Source organism: Streptomyces olindensis (assembly GCF_040645895.1).
Classification (GTDB): Bacteria; Actinomycetota; Actinomycetes; order Streptomycetales; family Streptomycetaceae; genus Streptomyces; species Streptomyces olindensis.
Genome location: NZ_JBEYZD010000046.1, coordinates 14,225 through 34,380, shown reverse-complemented (window position 1 = coordinate 34,380; position 20,156 = coordinate 14,225). Strand labels below are relative to the sequence as shown.

The window sequence follows — 20,156 nt, the reverse complement described above, 5'->3', positions numbered from 1 at the left end:
GTCGCCGCAGCCCCGCCCGCCCCGCGAGTGGGTTCAGCGGCGGCGGCCCCGGGACGGCCCGCCCCGCCGTCCGCCCGGGGCGGAACCCGTGCGCGCCGGGCGGTTCTCGGCGGCCGGCGGCGTGAGGACGACCGGCACGCCGGACGGCTCCCGGGCACCGGTGATCCGGCTCAGCTCGGCCTCGTCGGAGCGGACCCGGGTGACCTGCGGGGTGATGCCGGCGTCGGCCATCAGCCGGCTCATCTCGCGGCGCTGGTGCGGCAGGACCAGCGTGACGACGGTGCCGGACTCGCCCGCCCGGGCGGTCCGGCCGCCCCGGTGCAGATAGTCCTTGTGGTCGCCGGGCGGGTCCACGTTGACGACCAGGTCGAGGTTGTCGACGTGGATACCGCGCGCGGCCACGTTGGTCGCCACCAGCACCGAGACCTGACCGTCCTTGAACCGGGCCAGGGTCCGGGTGCGCTGGGACTGGGACTTGCCGCCGTGCAGCGCCATCGCGCGCACGCCGACCGCCAGCAGCTTCTTGGCCAGCCGGTCGGCGGCGTGCTTGGTGTCCAGGAACATGATCACGCGTCCGTCGCGGGCGGCGATCCGGGTCGTGGTGGCGTGCTTGTCGTCGTCCTCCACGTGCAGCAGGTGGTGCTCCATCGTGACGACCGCGCCCGCGGACGGATCCACCGAGTGCACGACGGGGTCGTGCAGGTAGGTGCGCACCAGCCGGTCGACGTTGCGGTCCAGGGTGGCCGAGAACAGCATCCGCTGCCCGCCGGGCCGCACCTGGTCGAGCAGCGCGGTCACCTGCGGCATGAAGCCCATGTCGGTCATCTGGTCGGCCTCGTCGAGCACCGTGACGCCGACCTGGTCCAGCCGGCAGTCGCCGCGGTCTATGAGGTCCTTGAGCCGCCCGGGCGTCGCGACGACGACCTCGGCGCCGGTGCGCAGGGCGTTCGCCTGCCGGCCGATCGACAGGCCGCCCACCACCGTCGTGAGCCGCAGCCGCAGCGCCTTGGCGAACGGGGTGAGGGCGTCGGTGACCTGCTGGGCCAGCTCCCGCGTGGGTACGAGGACGAGCGCCAGGGGCTGCCGGGGTTCGGCGCGCTGCCCGTCGACGCGGGCCAGCAGGGCGAGGCCGAAGGCGAGCGTCTTGCCCGAGCCGGTGCGCCCGCGGCCGAGGACGTCACGTCCGGCCAGCGAGTTCGGCAGCGTCGCCGCCTGGATCGGGAACGGGGCGGTCAGGCCCTCGGCGCGCAGCGTCGTCAGCAGCCGCTCGGGCAGGTCGAGTTCGCTGAACGACTCGACGGCGGGGAGCGCCGGGGTGAGGGTGACCGGGGGTGCGAACTCCCGGCCGGCGGCGGGGCGGTGCCCGCCGTTGCCGCCCGCCGGGCGGGAGGCGGTGTTCTGGCCTGCCGCCTTGCGGGGCCGGTGCCCGCCGTTGCGGGAGCGGGTGGAGCCGTTGTTCCTGCGAGCCGTGCGGTCCAAGGGGGAACCTTCCTCGATGCGGCACGTATCGGGGAATGCGCGGCGGCGCCGGAGCGCGGCAGGATTCGCAAGAGCGGGCCGGAATGGGGAAACGAAAAGAGCCGAGGCCCGCACCGCAGGGGTGCGGGCCCCGGTCAGGGCATGCGCGCCGACGTCAGGCGGGAACGATGTTCTCGGCCTGCGGGCCCTTCTGGCCCTGCGTGACGTCGAAGGTGACCTTCTGGCCTTCCTGCAGCTCACGGAAGCCGGAGGTGGCGATGTTCGAGTAGTGGGCGAACACGTCGGGACCGCCGCCCTCCTGCTCGATGAAGCCGAAGCCCTTTTCCGAGTTGAACCACTTCACGGTGCCGGTGGCCATGTGAATCTCCTTTGGGGGGTGCCGTACCCGGAATCCGCACCGTGCGGAAACCGGAGTCGCCGAAATGATCACCCGCCGGAGAGATCCGAAAATCCTCGGCAACAAAAAAGAGCGCTCGTCGACAAAGGTCGAAAGAGCACTCGAAGTCTCTGGGAACCAAAACTGCAACAACAAGCAAGGTAGCACAGGCCCGGGACGAAGTCAGGGGAATGTCGTACCCGCGGTGGACCCGCACGCCCCCGCGTACTGCGATCTGAGTACCGGAGATTGTCGGCAGCCGCACGACGACGGGACGGCCCGCTCACGGAGACGCTTGGCGGACGATCGACACCAGATGTGGAGACCTCCTGCCGTGGCTACTTTCCTGTATCGAGTGGGCCGTCTGGCCTTCCGGCGACGCTGGTACGTCGCACTGGTCTGGGCGGCCGTCCTGGCCGCCGTGGGCCTGGGCGCCCTCAAGGCCCCGGGGGCCGCGGACGAGGAGTTCTCGATGCCCGGCATCGAGTCCCAGAAGGCGTTCGACCTGATGGAGGAGCGCTTCCCCGGAGCCACGGCCGACGGCGCGACCGCCCGGGTCGTGTTCATCGCGCCGGGCGGCGAGAAGGTCACCGCCGCCGGGAACAAGCAGGCCATCGAGGAGGCCGTCGGCGACCTGGGTGACGGCACGCAGGTCGCGAGCGCCGTCGACCCGTTCCAGGCGAAGACGATCAGCAAGGACGGCTCGACCGCCTTCGCGACCGTCACCTACAAGGTCGGCGCCAACGACCTCACCGACGCCAGCCGCACCCACCTGGAGCACGCCATCGACCAGGCCCGGGACTCCGGGCTGACCGTCGAGGCCGGCGGCACCGCGCTGGCCGAGGAGGGCGGGCCGGGCGGCATGGCCGAGGTGATCGGCGTCGCCATCGCCGCCGTCGTGCTGCTCATCACCTTCGGCTCGCTGGCCGCGGCCGGGCTGCCCCTGCTGACCGCCGTCATAGGCGTCGGCGTCAGCATGGCCACGATCCTCGCCCTGTCGAGCGCCCTCGGCCTGTCCACCACCACCGGCACCCTCGCGATGATGCTCGGCCTCGCCGTGGGCATCGACTACGCCCTGTTCGTCGTCTCGCGGTACCGGGAGGAGCGCGCCAAGGGACGCACGCCGCAGGAGGCGACCGGGCTGGCCGTCGGCACGGCCGGGTCCGCGGTCGTGTTCGCCGGGCTCACCGTCGTCATCGCGCTCGCCGGGCTCGCCGTCGTCGGCATCCCCATGCTCACCAAGATGGGCCTGGCCGCCGCGGGCGCGGTCGTCGTCGCCGTGCTGATCGCGCTGACCCTCGTCCCGGCGTTCCTCGGCTTCTGGCCGAACGCCGTGCTCACCCGCAAGGCCCGCAAGAGCGGCCGGATCGAGGAGAGCACCGAGGACAACGGCGGCACCCGCTGGGCCCGGTTCGTGCTGCGCCGCCCCCTGCCCGTGCTGATCCTCGGCGTCGTCGGCCTCGGCGCGCTCGCCCTGCCCGCGACCGGCCTGCAGCTGGGCATGCCCGGGGACGAGGCCAAGCCGACCTCCACCACCGAGCGCCGGGCCTACGACGCCCTCGCCGAGGGCTTCGGGCCGGGCTTCAACGGTCCGCTGACCATCGTCGTGGACGGCAAGGGCGCCGCCGACCCCAAGGCCGCCGCCGACACGATCGCCCAGGAGATCGGCTCCACCAAGGGCGTGGTGTCCGTCTCCCCGGCGCGCTTCAACGAGGCCGGCGACACCGCCGTCTTCTCGGTGGTGCCGTCCACCGCGCCGACCGACGAGAAGACCAAGGACCTGGTGACGACCATCCGGGACGAGCGGCCCGGCATCGAGTCGGACAGCGGCGCGACCTACGAGGTCACCGGCACCACCGCGATGAACATCGACATCGCCGAGAAGGTGCAGGCCGCGCTGGTGCCGTACCTGATCGTGGTGGTGGGCCTCGCGATCGTGCTGCTGCTGGTGGTCTTCCGGTCGCTGCTCGTCCCGCTCAAGGCGGCCCTCGGCTTCCTGCTGTCGGTGCTGGCCTCCCTCGGCGCGGTCGTGGTGGTCTTCCAGCAGGGCCACGGCGCGGAGCTGCTGGGTGTGGAGCAGACCGGCCCGATCATGAGCCTGATGCCGATCTTCCTGGTGGGCATCGTCTTCGGCCTCGCGATGGACTACGAGGTGTTCCTCGTCTCCCGGATGCGGGAGGCCTACGTCCACGGCGAGACGCCCGCGAAGGCCGTCACGTCCGGGTTCCGGCACAGCGCCCGGGTGGTCGTGGCCGCCGCCCTGATCATGATCGCGGTGTTCGCCGGGTTCATCGGCGAGAGCGACTCCATGATCAAGATGATCGGGTTCGGGCTCGCCTCGGCCGTCCTGTTCGACGCGTTCGTCGTCCGGATGGCGATCGTGCCGGCCGTCCTCGCCCTGCTCGGCGACAAGGCGTGGTGGCTGCCGAAGTGGCTGGACCGGCTGCTGCCCCGCGTCGACGTGGAGGGCGAGGCGCTCAGCCGCCGGCCGGAGACGGACCCGGCCCCGCGCTCCGCACCCGACCTGGAGCCGGCCCGCACCTGAGGAACCCCCACCCCCAGGGCCGCCCGTGGCGAAGGACACGGGCGGCCCCTCGGGCGTTCCGACCCGACGTCGACCACGATGGATCCAGCCCATCGACCCGGAGAACCCCCATGTCCCTCATCCCGGAGCGGCGCTACGCCGATCGCCTCGAGGAGTTCACCGACCGCCACGCCCTCCTCGTCGACCTGACGATGGTGCTGGCGCTGATGGGCTGTGCGACGCTCGGCGGCTCGCTCACCCTGCCCAACGCGGATCCGCCCGACCAGGACAAGACCGCCACCGTCCTCATGGGTATCTCCTGCCTCTCCCTGCTCAAGCACCGCACGTACCCCCGCACCGGCGTCGTCGTCACCGCGATCTGCACCGTCGCCGCGGTCAAGGTCGGCTACCTGGTCACCCCCCTGCTGCTGGCGCCGATCATGGCGGCGCTGTACTGGCTGGCCACGCTCACCGACCGCCGGACCACCCGCGTCTACGGCCTCACCACGATGCTGGCGGTGACGGTCGCGGCCGTCTTCGCCGACTCCATGAACCACCTGTCGCTGCTGCTGAGGGCGATGGGCCCGGTCTTCTGGCTGCTGCTGCCGCTCGCCGCCGGCCGCGGGACCCGGGCCCGGCGCGCCTATCTCAAGGCCGTGCAGGCCCGGGCCGAGCACGCCGAGCGGACCCGTGAGGAGGAGGCCCGGCTGCGCGTCACCGAGGAACGGGTGCGCATCGCCCGGGAGCTCCACGACGTGGTGGCCCACCACATGGCCCTGGCCAACGCCCAGGCCGGCACGGCCGCCCACCTGGCCCTCACCAACCCCGAGCAGACGAAGAAGATCCTCACCGACCTGACCGGGACCACGTCCTCCGCGCTGCGGGAGCTGAAGGCCGCGCTGGGCCTGCTGCGCCAGGACGACGACGCCCCCGGAGCGCCGCCGCTGGAGCCGTCCCCCGGCCTCGCGCGGCTGCCCGAGCTGGTCTCGGCGTGCGAGTCGGCGGGCCTGGCGGTCACCGTCACCACGGAGGGCGAGCGGCAGCCGCTGTCGCCCGGCGTCGACCTGACCGCGTACCGGATCGTGCAGGAGGCCCTGACCAACGTCAGCAAGCACGCCGCCGCCGAGTCCGCCCACGTGCGTCTGGAGTACACCGGCTCCCGGCTGCTGCTCACGGTCACCAACGACGGTCCCAGCAAGCCGGGGGCCGCCCCGGGGCGCGGCTTCGGCGTCATGGGCATGCGCGAACGGGCCCAGTCCATCGGGGGCGAGCTGTGCGCGGGCCCCCGCCCCCAGGGCGGCTTCGAGGTCACCACCGCGCTGCCGCTGCAACCCGCCGTCCTCGCGGAAGGAACGACACCATGAGCATCAGGGTGCTGCTCGCCGACGACCAGGCCCTGCTGCGGGCCACGTTCCGGATCCTCATCGACTCCTGCGCGGACATGGAGGTGGTCGCCGAGGCCTCCGACGGCGCGGAGGCGGTGGAGCTGACCCGGACGCACCGCCCGGACATCGTCCTCATGGACATCCGCATGCCCGGCACCGACGGTCTGACCGCCACCTCGGCCCTGTGCGCCGACCCGGAGCTGTCCGCCACCCGCGTGCTGATCCTGACCACGTTCGAGACCGAGGACTACGTCGCCCAGGCCCTGCGCGCCGGCGCCAGCGGCTTCCTCGGCAAGGACGTCACCGCCGACACCCTGCTGACCGGCCTGCGCACCGTGGCCTCCGGTGAGGCCCTCCTCTCGCCCGGCGCCACCCGCTCCCTCATCAGCCGTTTCCTCATGGCCCCGGCCCCCGGCACGCACCTGGCGCCGCCGGAGCGCCTCGCCGACCTCACGGTCCGGGAGCGGGAGGTGATGGCCCTGGCGGCGGAGGGGCGTTCCAACACCGAGATCGCCGAGGACCTCACGCTCAGCCCGCTGACCGTGCGCACCCACATCCACCGGGCCATGACCAAGCTGGGCGCCCGGGACCGGGCGCAACTGGTCGTCATCGCCTACCAGACGGGCCTGGTCCGGGCCACGCCCCCGGAGTGAGGGCGGGGGCCGCGACCCGCTGAGGCAAGGCGGGGGGCTACGGCCGGCCGTACACCGCCACCATGATGTGCTCCGCCACCTTGTTCATCTCCCGGCCCTTGGCGTCCGTGGAGTTGACGCTGTACACGAGGGTGCGCGAGCCGTCCCGGGTGGCGGCGACGGCCGTGTTGTACCCCCAGCGCCCGCCCGTCTTGCCCCAGACCTCGCGCCCGCCCAGCACCTTCATGGAGAGGCCGGCGGAGTGGGCGGCCGGCTCGCCGCTCCGGAAGTCGGTCACCTTCGGCAGGGTGAACATCTCCTCCAGCAGCGGGCCGCGCACGAGGCGCCCCCCGAACAGGGCGTGCGTGAACCGCTCCAGGTCCGCCGTGGTGGAGACGAGGTCCCCGGCCGCCCACGCGTCCGTCGCCCCCCACACGGACACGTCGCGCAGCCCGAGCGTCCCGTCGGCCAGCCGCATCCGCTGGTAGCCGTGGTTGTGCGGCCCGACGATGCGCGGGTTCGTGCCCGGGAAGTACGTGTCGCGCAGTCCCAGCGGCCTCAGCACTCGGCGGGCGACCTGGCGTTCGTAGGTGTCGCCGGTGACGCGCTCGATGACGAGGCCGGTGATCTGGTAGCCGATGTTGAGGTAGTGCTGCCGCGTGCCCGGCGCGAACTCGGGCTTCTTCGACGTCGCCGAGCGGATCAGGTCGCGGGTGTCGTGGACCCGGAAGCGGTTCGCGTACCACTCCTCGACGGTGGTCCCGGGGAGGTCCGGCGCGGGGATGCCGTGCGTGTGGTCGAGGAGCTGCCGGACGGTCACGGCCGCGTACGAGGCCGGGATCAGCTCCGGCAGGTACGAGCGGGCGCTGCGGTCGAGGTCCAGCCGGCCCTCGGCGGCCAGTTGCAGGGCGACCGCCGCCGTGAAGACCTTGGTGACGGACCCGGCGCGGAAGCGGCCGCCCGGATCGGCCGGGCGGCCGGTCCGCAGGTCGTGCACGCCCGAACTGCCCCGCCAGACACCGTCCTTCCCCCCGACCCGCACGAGTGCCGCCGTCGCGTCGGCGTGGGGGAGCCCGGCGAGGGCGGCTTCGAGGGCCGGGTTGGGGGACTGCGCGGCGGACGACGCGGCCGGGGCCGAGGCGGCGGCCGGCAGCGCGGACGGCCCCGCCGTCGCCCCTGCGACGAGCGCGGCGACGAGCAGGCAGGTACGGGCCTTCATGGTCAACTCCAGGGGCGGCAGGCGTCGTTGTGGACGGCTCCATCCTCCGGACCGGGGACGGCACGCGGATCGCCCCCGCGGGCGGTTCCGGCCGGCCGGTTCCTCGCCGGTGCGGGGGAGGCGCCGGCCCGGGCCGCTCACCCGGGCGGGGGATCCCCGGCCGTGACCAGGCCCGTCTCGTACGCGCAGATCACGGCCTGGACGCGGTCCCGCAGGCCCAGCTTGGCGAGGACGTTGCCGACGTGCGTCTTGACCGTGTGGTCGCTGACCACCAGCTCGGCGGCGATCTCGGCGTTCGACAGTCCGCGCGCGAGCAGCAGCAGCGTCTGCCTCTCCCGCGCGGTCAGCACGTCCAGCCGGGGGTCGGGCCGGCGCGGCCGGGCGGTGGCGGGCCGGGTGTACTGCTCCACCAGGCGCCGGGCCACGGACGGCGCGAGCAGCGAGTCGCCCCGGGCGACGACCCGCACGGCGTGCGCGAGGTCGTCCCGCCGGACGTCCTTCAGCAGGAACCCGCTGGCGCCCGCGTGCAGCGCCTCGTACACGTACTCGTCGGAGTCGAACGTCGTCAGCATCACCGTCCGGCAGTCGCCCGCCGCGCTGATCGCACGGCAGGCCTCGATCCCGTCCAGGCGCGGCATGCGGATGTCGAGCAGCGCCACGTCCGGCGCGTGCCGCCGCACCGCGTCGACCGCCGCCGCCCCGTCGCCCGCCTCCGCGACGACCTCGATGTCCGGCTGGACGTCGAGGATCAGCGCGAAGCCGCTGCGCACCAGCTCCTGGTCGTCCGCCACCACGACCCGGATCGTCACGACCCCGCCTCCACCGCGACCGGTACGGGGATCCGCACCCGCACCTCGAATCCGCGCCCGTCCGGCCCCGGCCCGGCGACCGCGCTGCCGCCGTGGGCCGCCGCCCGCTCCCTGACCCCCACCAGCCCGTGCCCGCCGCCACCGGGCGCGGGGCGCGGCCCGCGCCCGTCATCCGTCACCCGGACCTCCAACTCGTCTTGTCCATAGTCCAGTTGAACGGACACGCTACGGGCGGCGGCGTGCCGGACGGTGTTCGTCAGGGCCTCCTGGACGACCCGGAAGACGGTGGCGGCGACCGCGTCCGGCACCGGCCGGACGCGGCCCGTCGTCCCGTACCCGACGGCGAGACCGCTGTCCCGCACCCGGTCGAGGAGGGCGGGCAGTTCGCCGAGCCCGGGCTGCGGGGCGCGCGGGGAGCCGCCGGGCTCGTCCCCGTCGCGCAGCACCCCCAGCATCCGGCGCAACTGCGCCATGGCGTCCCGCCCGGTGGCGGAGATCGCGTCGAAGGCGGCCTCCGCCCGCTCCGGCGCGACCCGCACCGCGACCGGACCGGCCTCCGCCTGCACGATCATCAGGCTCACCGCGTGGGAGAGGATGTCGTGCATCTCCCGTGCGATGCGGGCCCGTTCCCGCGCGGCGGCCCGCTCGGCCTCGACCAGGTGCGCGCGCCGGCGGGCGTCGGTCAGCCGCCCGAAGACGTAGGCGGCGACCAGGACGAAGAAGGAGAAGGTCAGTTCACGCGCGGACCGCGTGTTCAGCCACACGCCCACGGGCACCGCGACGACCATGACCAGCGCGGCGACGAGCCGCTTGCGTGGGGGCGACAGCGCGGCAATCGTGTGCACGACCACGAGCCCGGTGTACGGCAGCGGCTGCCCGGGCCCGTCCAGGGTCAGCCGGTACAGCGCGGTGGTGGCCAGCACCGCGAACAGCACGGCCACGGGGGCGCGCCGCCGCCAGGCCAGGGGCAGCACGGTGAGGGTGCTCAGCCCGTACGCCGCCCAGGTCGCGGGCGGTGCCCCGGGTGCGCGCGGCACGAGGAACGGCATGGTCATCGCGCCCTGGACGAGCAGGGCGACGCCGATGTCGCTCAGCAGCGGGTTGGCCGCCGCCAGGGCCCGCCCCCGCTCCCACCACTCCCGCGGCCCTCCGCGTATGCCCATGGCGACTCACGACCCCCGTCCCGTGCCGGCTGACAACGGAACCGTAAGGGACGCGCCCCCCGGCGACCCGGCGACCCGGCCACCCGACGACCCGGCGGAGCGCGGACGCCGGGTGCGGGCGTCCGTTCAGGCCGTGTCCGGCGGGGTCCACGCCGCCACCAGGGCGAGCAGGCCCGGGAAGCGGGCGTCGAGGTCGGCGACCCGGACGTGGCTGCGGCGTTCCAGGCCGTACTGGCGCTGCCGGGTGACGCCGGCCTCGCGCAGGGCCTTGAAGTGATGGGTGAGGGAGGACTTGGGGCGGTCGAGGCCGAACCAGCCGCAGGAGTGGTCGAACGCCTCCGACTCCAGCAGCAGCTTCTGCACGATCCGCAGGCGCAGCGGGTCGCTCAGCGCGCCCAGCACCGTCTCCAGCCGCAGGTCCTCCACCGCCGGCTCGGGCAGCGGTTCCGGCAGGTCGTCCGGCTCCGGCACCACCTTGATGACCGGCGCCTCGCGCACCGTCGCAGACATAGGCCACTCCCTATAACCCGAATCCTATGTACGAGTTTAATCGTACTGCATGCTAAGTTCGAATGGACTCGTACTGAGCTTGCCCGGAGGGAGCACCCATGTCGGAGAGTCAGACCGTGTCCGCCGAGGCGGTGGACGCACAGCAACGCCCCGCGGCCCCCGCACCACCGGAGCCGGACGCGCCCGCGCGGTCCGAGCGCCGTACGCCCACCTGGTGGGTGTGGCTGGCGGCGTGGCCCGTCACCGCCGTCTTCGTGCTGTCCAACGCGGCGACCCCGCTGTACGTGCTGTGGCAGCGCGACATCGGGTTCTCCAAGGGCACCCTGACCGTCGTCTTCGCGCTCTACATCGTCGGGCTGCTCGGCTCGCTGCTGGTCTCGGGCGTCGTCTCCGACCGGCTGGGCCGCAAGCCCGTGCTGCTGCCCGCCCTCGGCCTCGCCCTGGCCGCCTGCGCGATCTTCGCGACCGCCACGACGGTCGCCGCGCTGATCATCGCCCGGCTGTTCACCGGCATCGCCGTCGGCGCCGTCGTCTCCGCCGGCATGGCGGCCGTGACGGACGTGGCGGGCCCGGAGCGCAAGCGGCTCGCCGCGCTGCTGGCCTCCTGCGCCATGGTCTTCGGGGCCGGCCTCGGCCCGCTGCTCGCCGGCTTGCTGTCCGAGACGCTCCCGGCCCCCACCGTGACCGTCTTCGTCGTCGAGGCCGTCCTGCTGGTCACGGCCGTCCTCGCCGTGCTGCGCATGCCCGTACGCCGTCCCGCCGCCCGCGGCAAGGGCGCCTGGGTGCGCGTGCCCGGCGTGCCGCACGGCAACGGCATCCATCTCACCCTGGGCATCGCGGTGTTCGCGCCCGGCATCACCGCCACGTCCTTCGTGCTGTCGCTCGGCCCGACCCTGCTGACCGAACTGCTCGGCACCACCAGCCGGATCGTCTCCGGGGCCATGGCGTTCGTCATGTTCCTCGCCGCCACCGGCATCCAGTTCGCCGTGCAGAAGCTGCGCCGGCGCACCATCCTGACCGCCGGCGCGATCAGCACCACCCTGAGCATGGGCGCGCTGATCGCCGCCGTGCACGCCTCGTCGGTCGCCCTGCTCGTCGCCTCCGCCCTGCTCGCCGGGGCCGGCCAGGGCATGGGCCAGCTCGGCGGCCTGTCGCTGCTCAACTCCACCGTCCCGGCGCAGCGGCTCGCCGAGGCCAACGCCGCGCTGAACGTGGGCGGTTACATCCCGGCCGGCCTGCTGCCGGTGTCCACCGGCTACCTCATGGACGCCGTGGGCCTGCCCACCGGGGCGACCATCTTCGGCACCGTCCTGATGGGCCTGGCCGTCATCGGCGGCATCGTCGTCCTCACCGGCCACCGCCGGGTGCCCGAGCCGGCGTGACGCCACGGGGGATCGCCGGACCCCCCGTGGACCGGCGTGGCGGTGCTCCGCGGCCCACACCGCGGAGCACCGCCACGCACGGTTCCCGTCGCCGGATCCCGACGGCGCCTCAGTGCGCCCGGATGGCGTGGAAGAGCAGCTCGCTCGTCTCCGCCCAGCGCTCCACCACGTCCGCCCGCCCCTGGAGCACGTCCGAGATGTGCTGGGCCCCGAAGAACGCCGAGACGAGCGACCGCGCCGCCGCGTCCGGCGCCACCCCCTCCCGCAGCCGGCCCTGCTCCCGCGCCGCGACGAGCAGGGAGGCCAGCAGATCGGTCCAGTCGACGTACGGCGTCGGCAGCTCGGCGTCGATGTGCGGACGCTCTATCTGCAACCGCGCCCCCGCCTGGACGACGATGTCGTCCCGGAACGCCACCGCCGTCCGCGCCAGCAGCTGCTCGGCGGTCTCCAGCGGCCCGAAGCCCTCGGCCAGGACCTCTTCGAGGAGCGCCGGCCAGCGGGCGTAGTGCTCCTCCACCACCGCCACCGCGAGCGCCTCCTTGGAGGGGTAGTGGAAGTAGACCGCCCCCTTGGTCATCTCCATGCGGTCGGCCACGTCCTTGACCGACGTGTGGCGGAACCCGTGCTGCGCGAACAGCTCGGAAGCCGCCCTGAGCACCAGCAGCCTGGTGCGCGCGGACCGCTCCTGCTTGGGGTCCGGTCCCCGGCGGGTGACGAACTTCCTCGGCGTGAACGCGGCGATGGCTGGCTGGGGCTCGGGCATGGTCGGTTCCTCTGACTCGGCGGCCTCGGCCGGCGCGGGCGGGGGGTGCGGCCAGGGCAGGCTGAATCATTCCGGCCGTACTGGCTCAAAACAATTCTCGGCACGATACCTTCTGGAAGGTATCTTTTTCCGCGTCGCTGCCCGTGAACGACGGGACCATAGCGGGCCCACTCCCGCTTCCGCGACCCGGAAGGGAACAGAATCTTGCACCGCGTACCGTCCCCCGCCGCTCCGCCGGACCCCGACACCGCAGGGCGTCCCGGCGACCGACTCCGCCACGACCGCCGCGTACCCCGCGAGACCGTGCACAAGTCCGCCCCCGCGGAGGTACTCCTGACCGACGCACAGCACCTGGGCGGCGACCGGTACGCGGTCGCGGCCCGCTGGCCCCGCGACCGCTTCATCGAGCGGGACGGTGCCGTTGACCGGGAGATCCTCGATGACCGGGAGGGCCCGGACCCCGTCCTGCTGGCCGAGACGGCACGGCAGGCGGCGATCCACCTCTCCCACCGCTTCCACGACATTCCCCTCGGGCACCCCTTCGTCCTCGGCGAGATCGCCGTCGAACTCGACGAGACGCTGCCGCCGTTGCGCGACGCCGTGCTGGAGACGCACTGCCGGCGCGCCGCCGGGCATCCCCGCCGCGCCTGCCTGGAGCTGGACGCGACGGTCCGGGCGGCGGGCCGGGAAGCGGGCCGGGCACGGGTGCGCTGGGAGGCCATGGAGCCACGCCGGTACGCCCTGCTCCGCTCGCGCGGCGCGGCGGCGTCCGGGCCCGCCGACCCGGGGGCGGACGGTGCTGTCGCGCTGCCGCCGGCCCTGCTCGGACTGCGGCAGGACCGCGACGTGCTCCTCGCCGCCGACGCCGGGCGGCCGGGCCGGTGGTGGCTGCGGCTGGACCCGGGCCACCCCGTCCTCTTCGACCACCCCTCGGACCACATACCGGGCATGGCCCTCGTCGAGGCCTTCCGTCAGGCGGCCGGTCTCACCGCGGTCGCGCACGGCACCGTCGCCCCCGACCGCGTCCGCGATGTCGGCGCGCTCGCCGTGGAGTTCACGTCCTTCGGCGAGCCGGACCTGCCGGTCGCGATCACGGCGGGGACGGCGGAGCCGGCGGCGGGCACGGCGGGCACGGCGGGCACGGCGAGGGCCGGGGACATGGGAGAGCCGGAGGGCATGGGGGAGCCGGGAGGCATGGGGGAGCCGGGGGAGTCGTACGGCGGTTCCGCCGCCCTCAGGCTGACCGCCACGCAGGGGGACCGCACCCTCGCCCGGGCCCGCATACGGTGCGGGACGGCGGGCCACGCCCGCCGCCGGACGGAGATCGCATGCTGACCGGCGAGCCGACGCGCGCCGCAGTCGGGGTCGCGCCGCACGACCTCACGGACCTGAAGGAGACCGCCCGTCGGGACGCCGTCCTCGCGGAGGAACGGCGGGTCCTCGCGGCCGGTACCGTCGCCGCCCTGACCCGCGCGGGCTTCCCGCGCCACTTCGTGCCCCGTCGGCTGGGCGGCGCGGCAGGGGAGTTCGCCCCGCTCGTGGCCGGCGCGGCCGCCGTGGGGGAGGAGTGCGCCGCCACGGCCTGGTGCGCCGCGCTGTTCGCCGCGCACGGCCGGCTGGCCGCCTACCTCCCGCCCGAGGGGCGGCACGAGGTGTGGGCCGACGGCCCGGACGCACGGATCGCCGCCGCCGTCGTACCGCCCCAGGGCGAGGCGACGCAGGTCGACGGCGGCTGGCGTCTCGACGGCGCCTGGCGCCCGGCCAGCGGGGTCGACCACGCGGACTGGATCCTGCTCGCCTCGTGGACGCACGGCGCGCGGGGACGGGAGCACCGTGTCTTCGCCGTCCCCCGCTCCCAGGTGACCGTGGTGGACACCTGGCACACCTCGGGCCTGCGGGGCACCGGCAGCAACACCGTGCGCTGCGCGGGCGTGGTCGTACCGCGGCACCGGACGTTCACGCTGGACGTGCTGCTGCGGCCGCAACCCGGGGCGGCCCGCTGTCACACCGTGCCGTACCCGATGGTCGCCGCGCTGATGTTCGCCGCCCCGCTGCTCGGCGTCGCCCGGGGCGCGCTGCGCGCCTGGACCGACGAGCGGACCGCGGCGGAGCGGCCGCACCCCGCGACGCACACGGTGCTGTCCCAGGCCTCCGCGCGGATCCACGCCGCCGGTCTGCTGCTCGACGGCGCGGCCGGACAGGCCGACCGGGCGGAGATCACGCCCCTCGCGGTGGCGGAGAACCGCCGGGACGCCACCGCCGCGGCCACGCTGTGCCGGGAGGCGGTCGACGCCCTGTTCCACGCCTCCGGCCTGCGCGCCCAGTCCCCCGACAGCCCCGTCCAGCGCGCCTGGCGGGACGCCACGGCCCTCGCGGCCCACGCCGCCCTGGACCCCGACGCCGCGGCCCGCGCGTACGCGGAAGCGGTGCTGTCCCCGACGGGAGGCGACGCGGCATGAGCGGGGCGACTCCCGTCCCGGTCGCGTTCTTCGACGTCGACGAGACCCTTCTCGCCACGAAGAGCCTCCTCGACTTCTGGGACTTCTGGACGGCTTCGGAGGAGGCCCGGCCGCTCCCCGCGACCGCACCCGCTCCCCGCCCCGCCGGGGTTCCGGCCGACCGGTCGCGGCTCAACCGCGACTACTACCGGCGCTACACCGGTGTCCCCCTCGTCGCCGTGCGCGCCGCCGCCCACCGTTGGTACGCCGCCTACCGCCGGGGCGAGCGGGCGTTCGTGACCGCCGGTCTCGACGCCCTCGCCCGGCACCGGGCCCTCGGGCACGAGATCGTGCTGGTGTCCGGCTCCCCGCGCCCCCTCGTCGAGGCCGTCGCCGCCGACCTCGGGGCCACCGCCGTACGGTGCGCCGCCCAGGCCGTCACGGCGGACGGCGTGCTGACCGGGGACATCGACCGGCCCATGATCGGCCGGGCCAAGGCGGACGCGGTCGAGGCGTTCCTCGCCGAGCGCGGGGGCCGGGCCGCGGACTGTCACGCCTACGGGGACCACGACAGCGACCTGCCCATGCTGCGCGCGGTCGGCCACCCGGCCGTGGTGGGCGGCTCCCCCGCCCTGCGCGACGAGGCCGCCCGCCTCGGCTGGCCGACCCTCTCCGGAGCGCCGGGCCCGCTGTCCTGAACCGACCGGTGATCCGGAAGGGACCGGTGATCCGGAACCGACCGGTGACCCGGAACCGAGCGGTGATCCGGGTCGCCGGTCAGGGAGTGCCGGGTCGCCGGTCAGGGCGTGCTGGGTCACCGCGCCGCGTTCACCGGCCGGCGGCCAGCACGGCTGCGAGGCCCTCCCGCAGGTCCTCGACGAAGTACCCGGGGGCCTCCAGCGACGGGAAATGCCCCCCGCGCTCGGGCGACCTCCACCGGACGATCTGCCGGTACCGCTGCTGTGCCCAGGGGCGCGGACACTTCTCGATGTCGCGGGGATACATGGTGATCGCCGACGGGACGTCGACCCGGAGTTCGGGATCCAGCGAGGCGTGGCTCTCGTAGTAGATGCGGGCCGCCGACGCGCCGGTCCGCGTCAGCCAGTACAGCGTGACGTTGTCGAGGATCCGGTCCATGGAGATCGTCTCGAACGGGCTGTCCTCGGTGTCCGACCACTCGGCGAACTTGTCGAGGAGCCAGGCGAGGAGGCCGACCGGCGAGTCGACGAGCGAGTAGCCGATGGTCTGCGGCCGGGTCGCCTGCTGCTTCGCGTACGCCGCGCGCCGGCTCCAGAAGTCGCGGGTCTCCTCGGTCCACCGGCGTTCGAGGGCCGTCAGCCCGTCCGTCGTCACTCCGGGCGGCGCCTCCGCGAACGTCGAGTGGATGCCGAGCACATGTGCCGGGAACCTGCCGCCGAGAACGGTGGTGATGTTCCCTCCCCAGTCGCCGCCGTGGGCCAGGAACCTGCTGTAGCCGAGCCTGCCCATCAGTTCCACCCACGCGGCGGCGATCTTCTCGGTTCCCCACCCGGTGGTGGCCGGCTTGTCGCTGTAGCCGAAGCCCGGCAGGGACGGGGCCACGACGTGGAACGCGGGCGCGTCCGCGTCCTTCGGATCCGCCAGTTCGTCCACGACGTCGACGAACTCGGCGATGCTGCCCGGCCAGCCGTGCGTCATGACCAGAGGGGTGGCGTCCGCGCGGGCGGAGCGGCGGTGCAGGAAGTGGATTCCCAGACCGTCGATGGCCGTGCGGAAGTGGCCGATACCGGCCAGGCGCTCCTCGAACGCCCGCCACTCGTACCCGTCGCGCCAGTAGTTCACGACGTCGACGAGGTCGGCGAGCGGAATGCCCTGGTCCCACCGGCGACGACCGGGCGCGGCGTGGTGGACCGTCTCCGCCTCCGGCAGTCGCGCCGCGGCCAGCCGCGCGCGCAGATCGTCGAGGTCGGCATCGGTCGCGCGGGCTTCGCACGCTCGCACATCTGCTTGCACATCTGCTTGCACATCTGCGTGCACGTCTGCGTACACGTCGCTGGTCGGACGGGGCATGAGGCCTCCTGGCCATCGCGGAACCGGCTAAGACGGTTCTAACATCCCGGCACGGCAGCGGGCAACCGGCTATGGTGGTTCCATGTCTGCTGCGTTCCCCGACTTCCGCCTCGGCAGCGTGCTGGCGACGAGCTTCACGGGGACCCTCTCGGAGCGTCACGGCACCCCGGTGGAGCGCATTCCCACGCCACAGCGGCTCGTCGACTGGCTGGCGCTGTACGGCCTCGCCGTGGACTCCTGCACGCCTGCCCAGCTCGGCCTCGCCCGGGAGCTGAGGGAGTCGATCCACGCCGCCGCGACAGCGGCCGCCCTCCAGGAGGCGCTCCCCGCGCCCGCCGTCCAGGTCATCAACGACCGCAGCGTGCGGGGACGGGCCGCGGCGGTCCTGACGCCCGAGGGGGAGCGGCGGTGGCGGTTCAGCTCGGCGTCGTGCGTGGAAGACGCCCTCGGGGTGATCGCCGCCGACGCGATCGGCATCATCGCGGGCGAACGGGACGGAAGACTGGCCCTGTGCGCCTCACCGACCTGCCGGGCCGCCTTCTTCGACACCAGCCGAAGCCGCACCCGCAGATGGTGCGACATGAACACATGCGGAAACCGCGAGAAGAAGGCCCGCTTCAACGCCAGCCACCGCAAAGGCCCCGCATCAGCGGAATGACACCCTTGTTTTCAGGCTGCTTCTATGGCCCTTTGCAGCGCGTCCTTGTGTTCCCATGACCACGGCGCGTCCCGCAACTCTTCCGGCAATTCGGCGAGCCCTGTCCTCAAGTGGTCGACTGCCTCGCTGTAGCGCCCCAGGGCGAGTGTGCACAGACCCATGTTCAGCCGGTTGAAGGCAGGGGTCAGCCAATAGGCGGTGGCGGGTGGCGGCAGTGCAGCCGCCTGGTCCATCAAACGTTCCGCGTCCTCGACCGTGCGCAGGGCTGTGTCACGCTCGCCCAGCTCCGCCAATCCGGCCGCCGCTTGCAGGTAGTCCCCGATGCGCTGGGCGGGATGCGCTCCGGGGGTGTTCGCTGCCGCGGCGAACCACCGGGCGATCCCCTGAGGTCGCCCCTGCTGCCGGCTGAGGTAGCCCTTGAAGTTCAGTGCCTGGGCAGCGAGGGTGCCGTTGCCGATTTCGTCGGCCAGCTCCAAAGCGTCATTGAGGAGTCGTACCGCCTCGTCATCCTTGCGTACCTGGGCGAGCATCCATCCAGCGAACTGAACCCATTCTGAAGCGACTTCCGCGAGGCTGTCACGGTGCGGGCCCCGGGCACCCTCGAGAATCCGCGTCACTTTCCGCATCTGTTCCATGGTGGCAGGGATGACCATGTCCGGATCCACGGCGTCATCCAAACGGCGATACGCCGCGAGCACACCGGCCAATGCGTCGACCGTTCCCGCGTCCAGCCGGGACGGCCGGCCGGCTGACTTGGCCACCCTTGATTCGTCGTCGTCATCGAGCACCGTTGCGGCCAACGCGCCCTGTGCACCGATCAATGCGTCCAGCGCCCGCGCCAGATTCGCTGACGGTTTCTGTTTCCCGTTCAGCACTCGCGAGAGATACGACACGTCGTAATTCACGGCGCGTGCGGCAGCCTTCATCGAATAGCACTTGTCCCGCAGGGCTCGCCGAACAAGATCAGCAAAGTCACTCACGGTGAACCTCTGTCGGTTGACTGGTCCTGCTTCCAGAGTAGTCAACGCTGGTCAACTCCCGCGTGAGCACGGCGACTCCAAAAATGGACCGATGCAAGGACCCCCGCGACCGTGCGACCGGTCCGGGGGCGTGGCCAACGCTCAATCCGAGAGGGAGCGTCGACATGGCAGACCTTATCCGCCGCGCACTCGAATGGGTGCGAGCGGTCCTTTGTGGACCGCGCGCCCCAGGCAGTGACAGCCGACACGCGGCGCCCCAGAAATGGCCTCAGGCGCCCACCCTGTACGTAAGAGGAGCGAAACTGGTCCACGTGTCCAGGCCGCCCGCCCGGGGCGCCACTCCGCATCCACCGGTGCGGCCCCTGCCCGGGCCTCACTGGGCGCTGCCGCCTGCCGCCCAGGAGTACACAGGCGCTCTGGTCCGGCCGTACGCCGCCCACGTGGACACGGCGACCAGGAACGCGCAGGCAGCGGCACAGGAAGCACCATGGGCAGGCCCCTGGGCGAACCCCTGGGAGGCCGCCCGATGAGGACGCGCACCTCATGACGACTCCCGTTCGCGTGTGCCGACACTGCCAAGAGGAGATCGCCGGCCCTGAGAAGGACGGCGTGATCGTCGCTCATGAACTGGGCAACTCCGGTCCTGGGTGGCACGTCTGGGTCCACCGTGAGCACGCCGCACAGGTCGACCTGATCCCTGATGACCTGTTGCGGATCATGCTTCGCCTGTGGGCGGCAAGGATGCGGCCCGAAAGGCGGCACCCATGATCGATGAACAGGGAGTCGCGCACGGCATGCCCGGACACGGCAAATGCGTCGTGGCCGACCCTGCCGCCTGGGCGCCCGGACAGCCGCTCTGCAATCCACAGCACGTGCGCCCTTCACCCCCCAGGCCCGAGGGAATCCCCGATCCTAAAGGCCTTCAGTCTGTGGCCCCGACCAGTAACGCGCCTCGCATGAGGTAGGCAACCCAAGGCCCCGTCCCGGCCTCACGGTCCGGGACGGCAGCCCCCAACTGTGACGGGCATGGGCGAGGTTGATCTGGCTCCAGGGGTGAGCGGGCGGGGCTGTCAGGGCGGATACCCGGTGGCCCCTGGCTGAGCAGGTCCAGCACGGCCGGACCGTCACGCGAGCGATGGCCAGTGTGCGGCGGCCCATTCCGGCCATCCCGACCACCCGGGAGGCGGACCTCCTATCTCATGTCCACCGAGTTCCGTGGCGTCGGGCTCCTCGAAGAGCGTCCTCCAGTGCGAGAGGTCCGCCTCGCTCATCGCGAAGGTCTGACCAGGGCTGGTCGACTGGCGGTGGGCGACCCGAGCACGTTGGGTCTCATGGTCCACCGGCACGTACACGAGCCGGCAGGACGCGCCGACGGACATCACCAACCAGCGGATCGCTGACCTCTCGTCACGAGACCAGCAACCGAAATCCAGGACCACGTTCGTTCCCAGCTTCAGTGCCTCCAGCCCCAGCCAGAGCAGCCGTCCTTCCAGCACATCGCGCTTCCCGGGCGGCTGCGGATCGCCGAACAGCGGCAGCATCCACTCATCCGGCGTCAGCCGCAGCGCGTTGTGCTCCGTCGCCAACTGCCGAGCCCTCGTGGTCTTTCCGGCCCCGGGCAGTCCAACCGTCAGGAACAACGTCGTCACGCCCAGACCTTGTCACACAGGCTTCGGTCCTGCGCTTGTGGATCGTCTCGTCGAAGCCGACGGGCCCGCCGCCTCCGCCTGCGCGACCGGTCGACCGCCCCGTTCCGCCGCAGGCCAACGGCATGATCCGGCCGTCTCAG

At 73.0% G+C, this 20,156-nt stretch carries 18 protein-coding genes; 8 read left to right on the top strand and 10 right to left on the bottom strand.

What is annotated here, in order from left to right; all coding sequences use genetic code 11:
* Nucleotides 1–33: 33 nt before the first annotated feature.
* Nucleotides 34–1,479 carry a DEAD/DEAH box helicase gene (locus ABZ948_RS26950; protein WP_359763650.1) on the bottom strand — a complete coding sequence of 482 codons (1,446 nt, stop codon included), beginning with the start codon at nucleotides 1,477–1,479 and terminating at the stop codon, nucleotides 34–36.
* A 154-nt stretch (nucleotides 1,480–1,633) separates the two neighbouring features.
* Nucleotides 1,634–1,837 carry a cold-shock protein gene (locus tag ABZ948_RS26945; protein WP_003991681.1) on the bottom strand — a complete coding sequence of 68 codons (204 nt, stop codon included), beginning with the start codon at nucleotides 1,835–1,837 and terminating at the stop codon, nucleotides 1,634–1,636.
* Between the two features lie 352 nt (nucleotides 1,838–2,189).
* On the opposite strand from ABZ948_RS26945, the gene ABZ948_RS26940 reads away from it, so the two are divergent.
* From ABZ948_RS26940 to ABZ948_RS26930, 3 genes are all read left to right on the top strand, one after another.
* Nucleotides 2,190–4,400: an MMPL family transporter gene (locus ABZ948_RS26940; RefSeq protein ID WP_359763649.1), complete on the top strand. Its 2,211-nt coding sequence runs from the start codon at nucleotides 2,190–2,192 to the stop codon at nucleotides 4,398–4,400.
* Between the two features lie 110 nt (nucleotides 4,401–4,510).
* Nucleotides 4,511–5,743: a sensor histidine kinase gene (locus ABZ948_RS26935; RefSeq protein ID WP_359763647.1), complete on the top strand. Its 1,233-nt coding sequence runs from the start codon at nucleotides 4,511–4,513 to the stop codon at nucleotides 5,741–5,743.
* On the top strand, nucleotides 5,740–6,417 hold the full coding sequence (locus ABZ948_RS26930) for a response regulator transcription factor (protein ID WP_359763645.1): 678 nt from the start codon (nucleotides 5,740–5,742) through the stop codon (nucleotides 6,415–6,417). Before ABZ948_RS26935 ends, ABZ948_RS26930 begins: the two co-directional genes overlap by 4 nt.
* 37 nt (nucleotides 6,418–6,454) lie before the next feature.
* On the opposite strand, the gene ABZ948_RS26925 is transcribed toward ABZ948_RS26930, so the two are convergent.
* The 4 genes from ABZ948_RS26925 to ABZ948_RS26910 all read right to left on the bottom strand — a co-directional run bounded on the left by ABZ948_RS26925 (nucleotide 6,455) and on the right by ABZ948_RS26910 (nucleotide 10,097).
* A complete protein-coding gene (locus tag ABZ948_RS26925; RefSeq protein WP_359763643.1) occupies nucleotides 6,455–7,615 on the bottom strand; it encodes a serine hydrolase domain-containing protein in 1,161 nt (386 codons plus the stop codon).
* Nucleotides 7,616–7,752: 137 nt separating this feature from the next.
* Nucleotides 7,753–8,424: a response regulator gene (locus ABZ948_RS26920; RefSeq protein ID WP_359763641.1), complete on the bottom strand. Its 672-nt coding sequence runs from the start codon at nucleotides 8,422–8,424 to the stop codon at nucleotides 7,753–7,755.
* Complete coding sequence (locus tag ABZ948_RS26915) at nucleotides 8,421–9,587, bottom strand: sensor histidine kinase (protein WP_359763640.1); 1,167 nt, start codon at nucleotides 9,585–9,587, stop codon at nucleotides 8,421–8,423. Before ABZ948_RS26915 ends, ABZ948_RS26920 begins: the two co-directional genes overlap by 4 nt.
* A gap of 126 nt (nucleotides 9,588–9,713) precedes the next feature.
* Nucleotides 9,714–10,097, bottom strand: coding sequence for an ArsR/SmtB family transcription factor (locus ABZ948_RS26910; RefSeq protein ID WP_359763638.1), 384 nt, complete (start codon nucleotides 10,095–10,097; stop codon nucleotides 9,714–9,716).
* A 98-nt stretch (nucleotides 10,098–10,195) separates the two neighbouring features.
* On the opposite strand from ABZ948_RS26910, the gene ABZ948_RS26905 reads away from it, so the two are divergent.
* Entirely contained in the window at nucleotides 10,196–11,479 is a 1,284-nt protein-coding gene (locus ABZ948_RS26905; protein ID WP_359763636.1) for an MFS transporter, read from the top strand.
* Between the two features lie 109 nt (nucleotides 11,480–11,588).
* On the opposite strand, the gene ABZ948_RS26900 is transcribed toward ABZ948_RS26905, so the two are convergent.
* Nucleotides 11,589–12,242, bottom strand: a complete 654-nt coding sequence (locus ABZ948_RS26900) for a ScbR family autoregulator-binding transcription factor (protein WP_359763634.1) — start codon at nucleotides 12,240–12,242, stop codon at nucleotides 11,589–11,591.
* A 204-nt stretch (nucleotides 12,243–12,446) separates the two neighbouring features.
* Here ABZ948_RS26900 and ABZ948_RS26895 point away from each other — a divergent pair, with 204 nt between their 5' ends.
* The 3 genes from ABZ948_RS26895 to ABZ948_RS26885 are packed head-to-tail and all read left to right on the top strand — an operon-like array spanning nucleotide 12,447 to nucleotide 15,378.
* Nucleotides 12,447–13,577, top strand: coding sequence for a ScbA/BarX family gamma-butyrolactone biosynthesis protein (locus ABZ948_RS26895; protein ID WP_359763633.1), 1,131 nt, complete (start codon nucleotides 12,447–12,449; stop codon nucleotides 13,575–13,577).
* Nucleotides 13,571–14,701, top strand: coding sequence for an acyl-CoA dehydrogenase family protein (locus tag ABZ948_RS26890; protein WP_359763631.1), 1,131 nt, complete (start codon nucleotides 13,571–13,573; stop codon nucleotides 14,699–14,701). The genes ABZ948_RS26895 and ABZ948_RS26890 overlap by 7 nt, the downstream gene beginning before the upstream one ends.
* Nucleotides 14,698–15,378, top strand: coding sequence for an HAD family hydrolase (locus tag ABZ948_RS26885; RefSeq protein ID WP_359763629.1), 681 nt, complete (start codon nucleotides 14,698–14,700; stop codon nucleotides 15,376–15,378). Before ABZ948_RS26890 ends, ABZ948_RS26885 begins: the two co-directional genes overlap by 4 nt.
* Before the next feature lie 130 nt (nucleotides 15,379–15,508).
* On the opposite strand, the gene ABZ948_RS26880 is transcribed toward ABZ948_RS26885, so the two are convergent.
* Nucleotides 15,509–16,729 (bottom strand): epoxide hydrolase family protein, encoded by a 1,221-nt coding sequence (locus ABZ948_RS26880; RefSeq protein WP_359763628.1) that lies wholly within the window; start codon nucleotides 16,727–16,729, stop codon nucleotides 15,509–15,511.
* Nucleotides 16,730–16,811: 82 nt separating this feature from the next.
* Between ABZ948_RS26880 and ABZ948_RS26875 the strand changes: the two genes are divergently transcribed.
* Nucleotides 16,812–17,387, top strand: coding sequence for a CGNR zinc finger domain-containing protein (locus ABZ948_RS26875; RefSeq protein WP_359763626.1), 576 nt, complete (start codon nucleotides 16,812–16,814; stop codon nucleotides 17,385–17,387).
* A gap of 11 nt (nucleotides 17,388–17,398) precedes the next feature.
* Here the strand turns inward: ABZ948_RS26875 and ABZ948_RS26870 are convergent, their stop codons facing one another.
* Both ABZ948_RS26870 and ABZ948_RS26865 read right to left on the bottom strand, forming a co-directional pair.
* A complete protein-coding gene (locus ABZ948_RS26870; RefSeq protein ID WP_359763624.1) occupies nucleotides 17,399–18,367 on the bottom strand; it encodes a helix-turn-helix domain-containing protein in 969 nt (322 codons plus the stop codon).
* Nucleotides 18,368–19,491: 1,124 nt separating this feature from the next.
* Nucleotides 19,492–20,016: a P-loop nucleotide/nucleoside kinase family protein gene (locus ABZ948_RS26865; protein ID WP_359763622.1), complete on the bottom strand. Its 525-nt coding sequence runs from the start codon at nucleotides 20,014–20,016 to the stop codon at nucleotides 19,492–19,494.
* Nucleotides 20,017–20,156 lie beyond the last annotated feature (140 nt).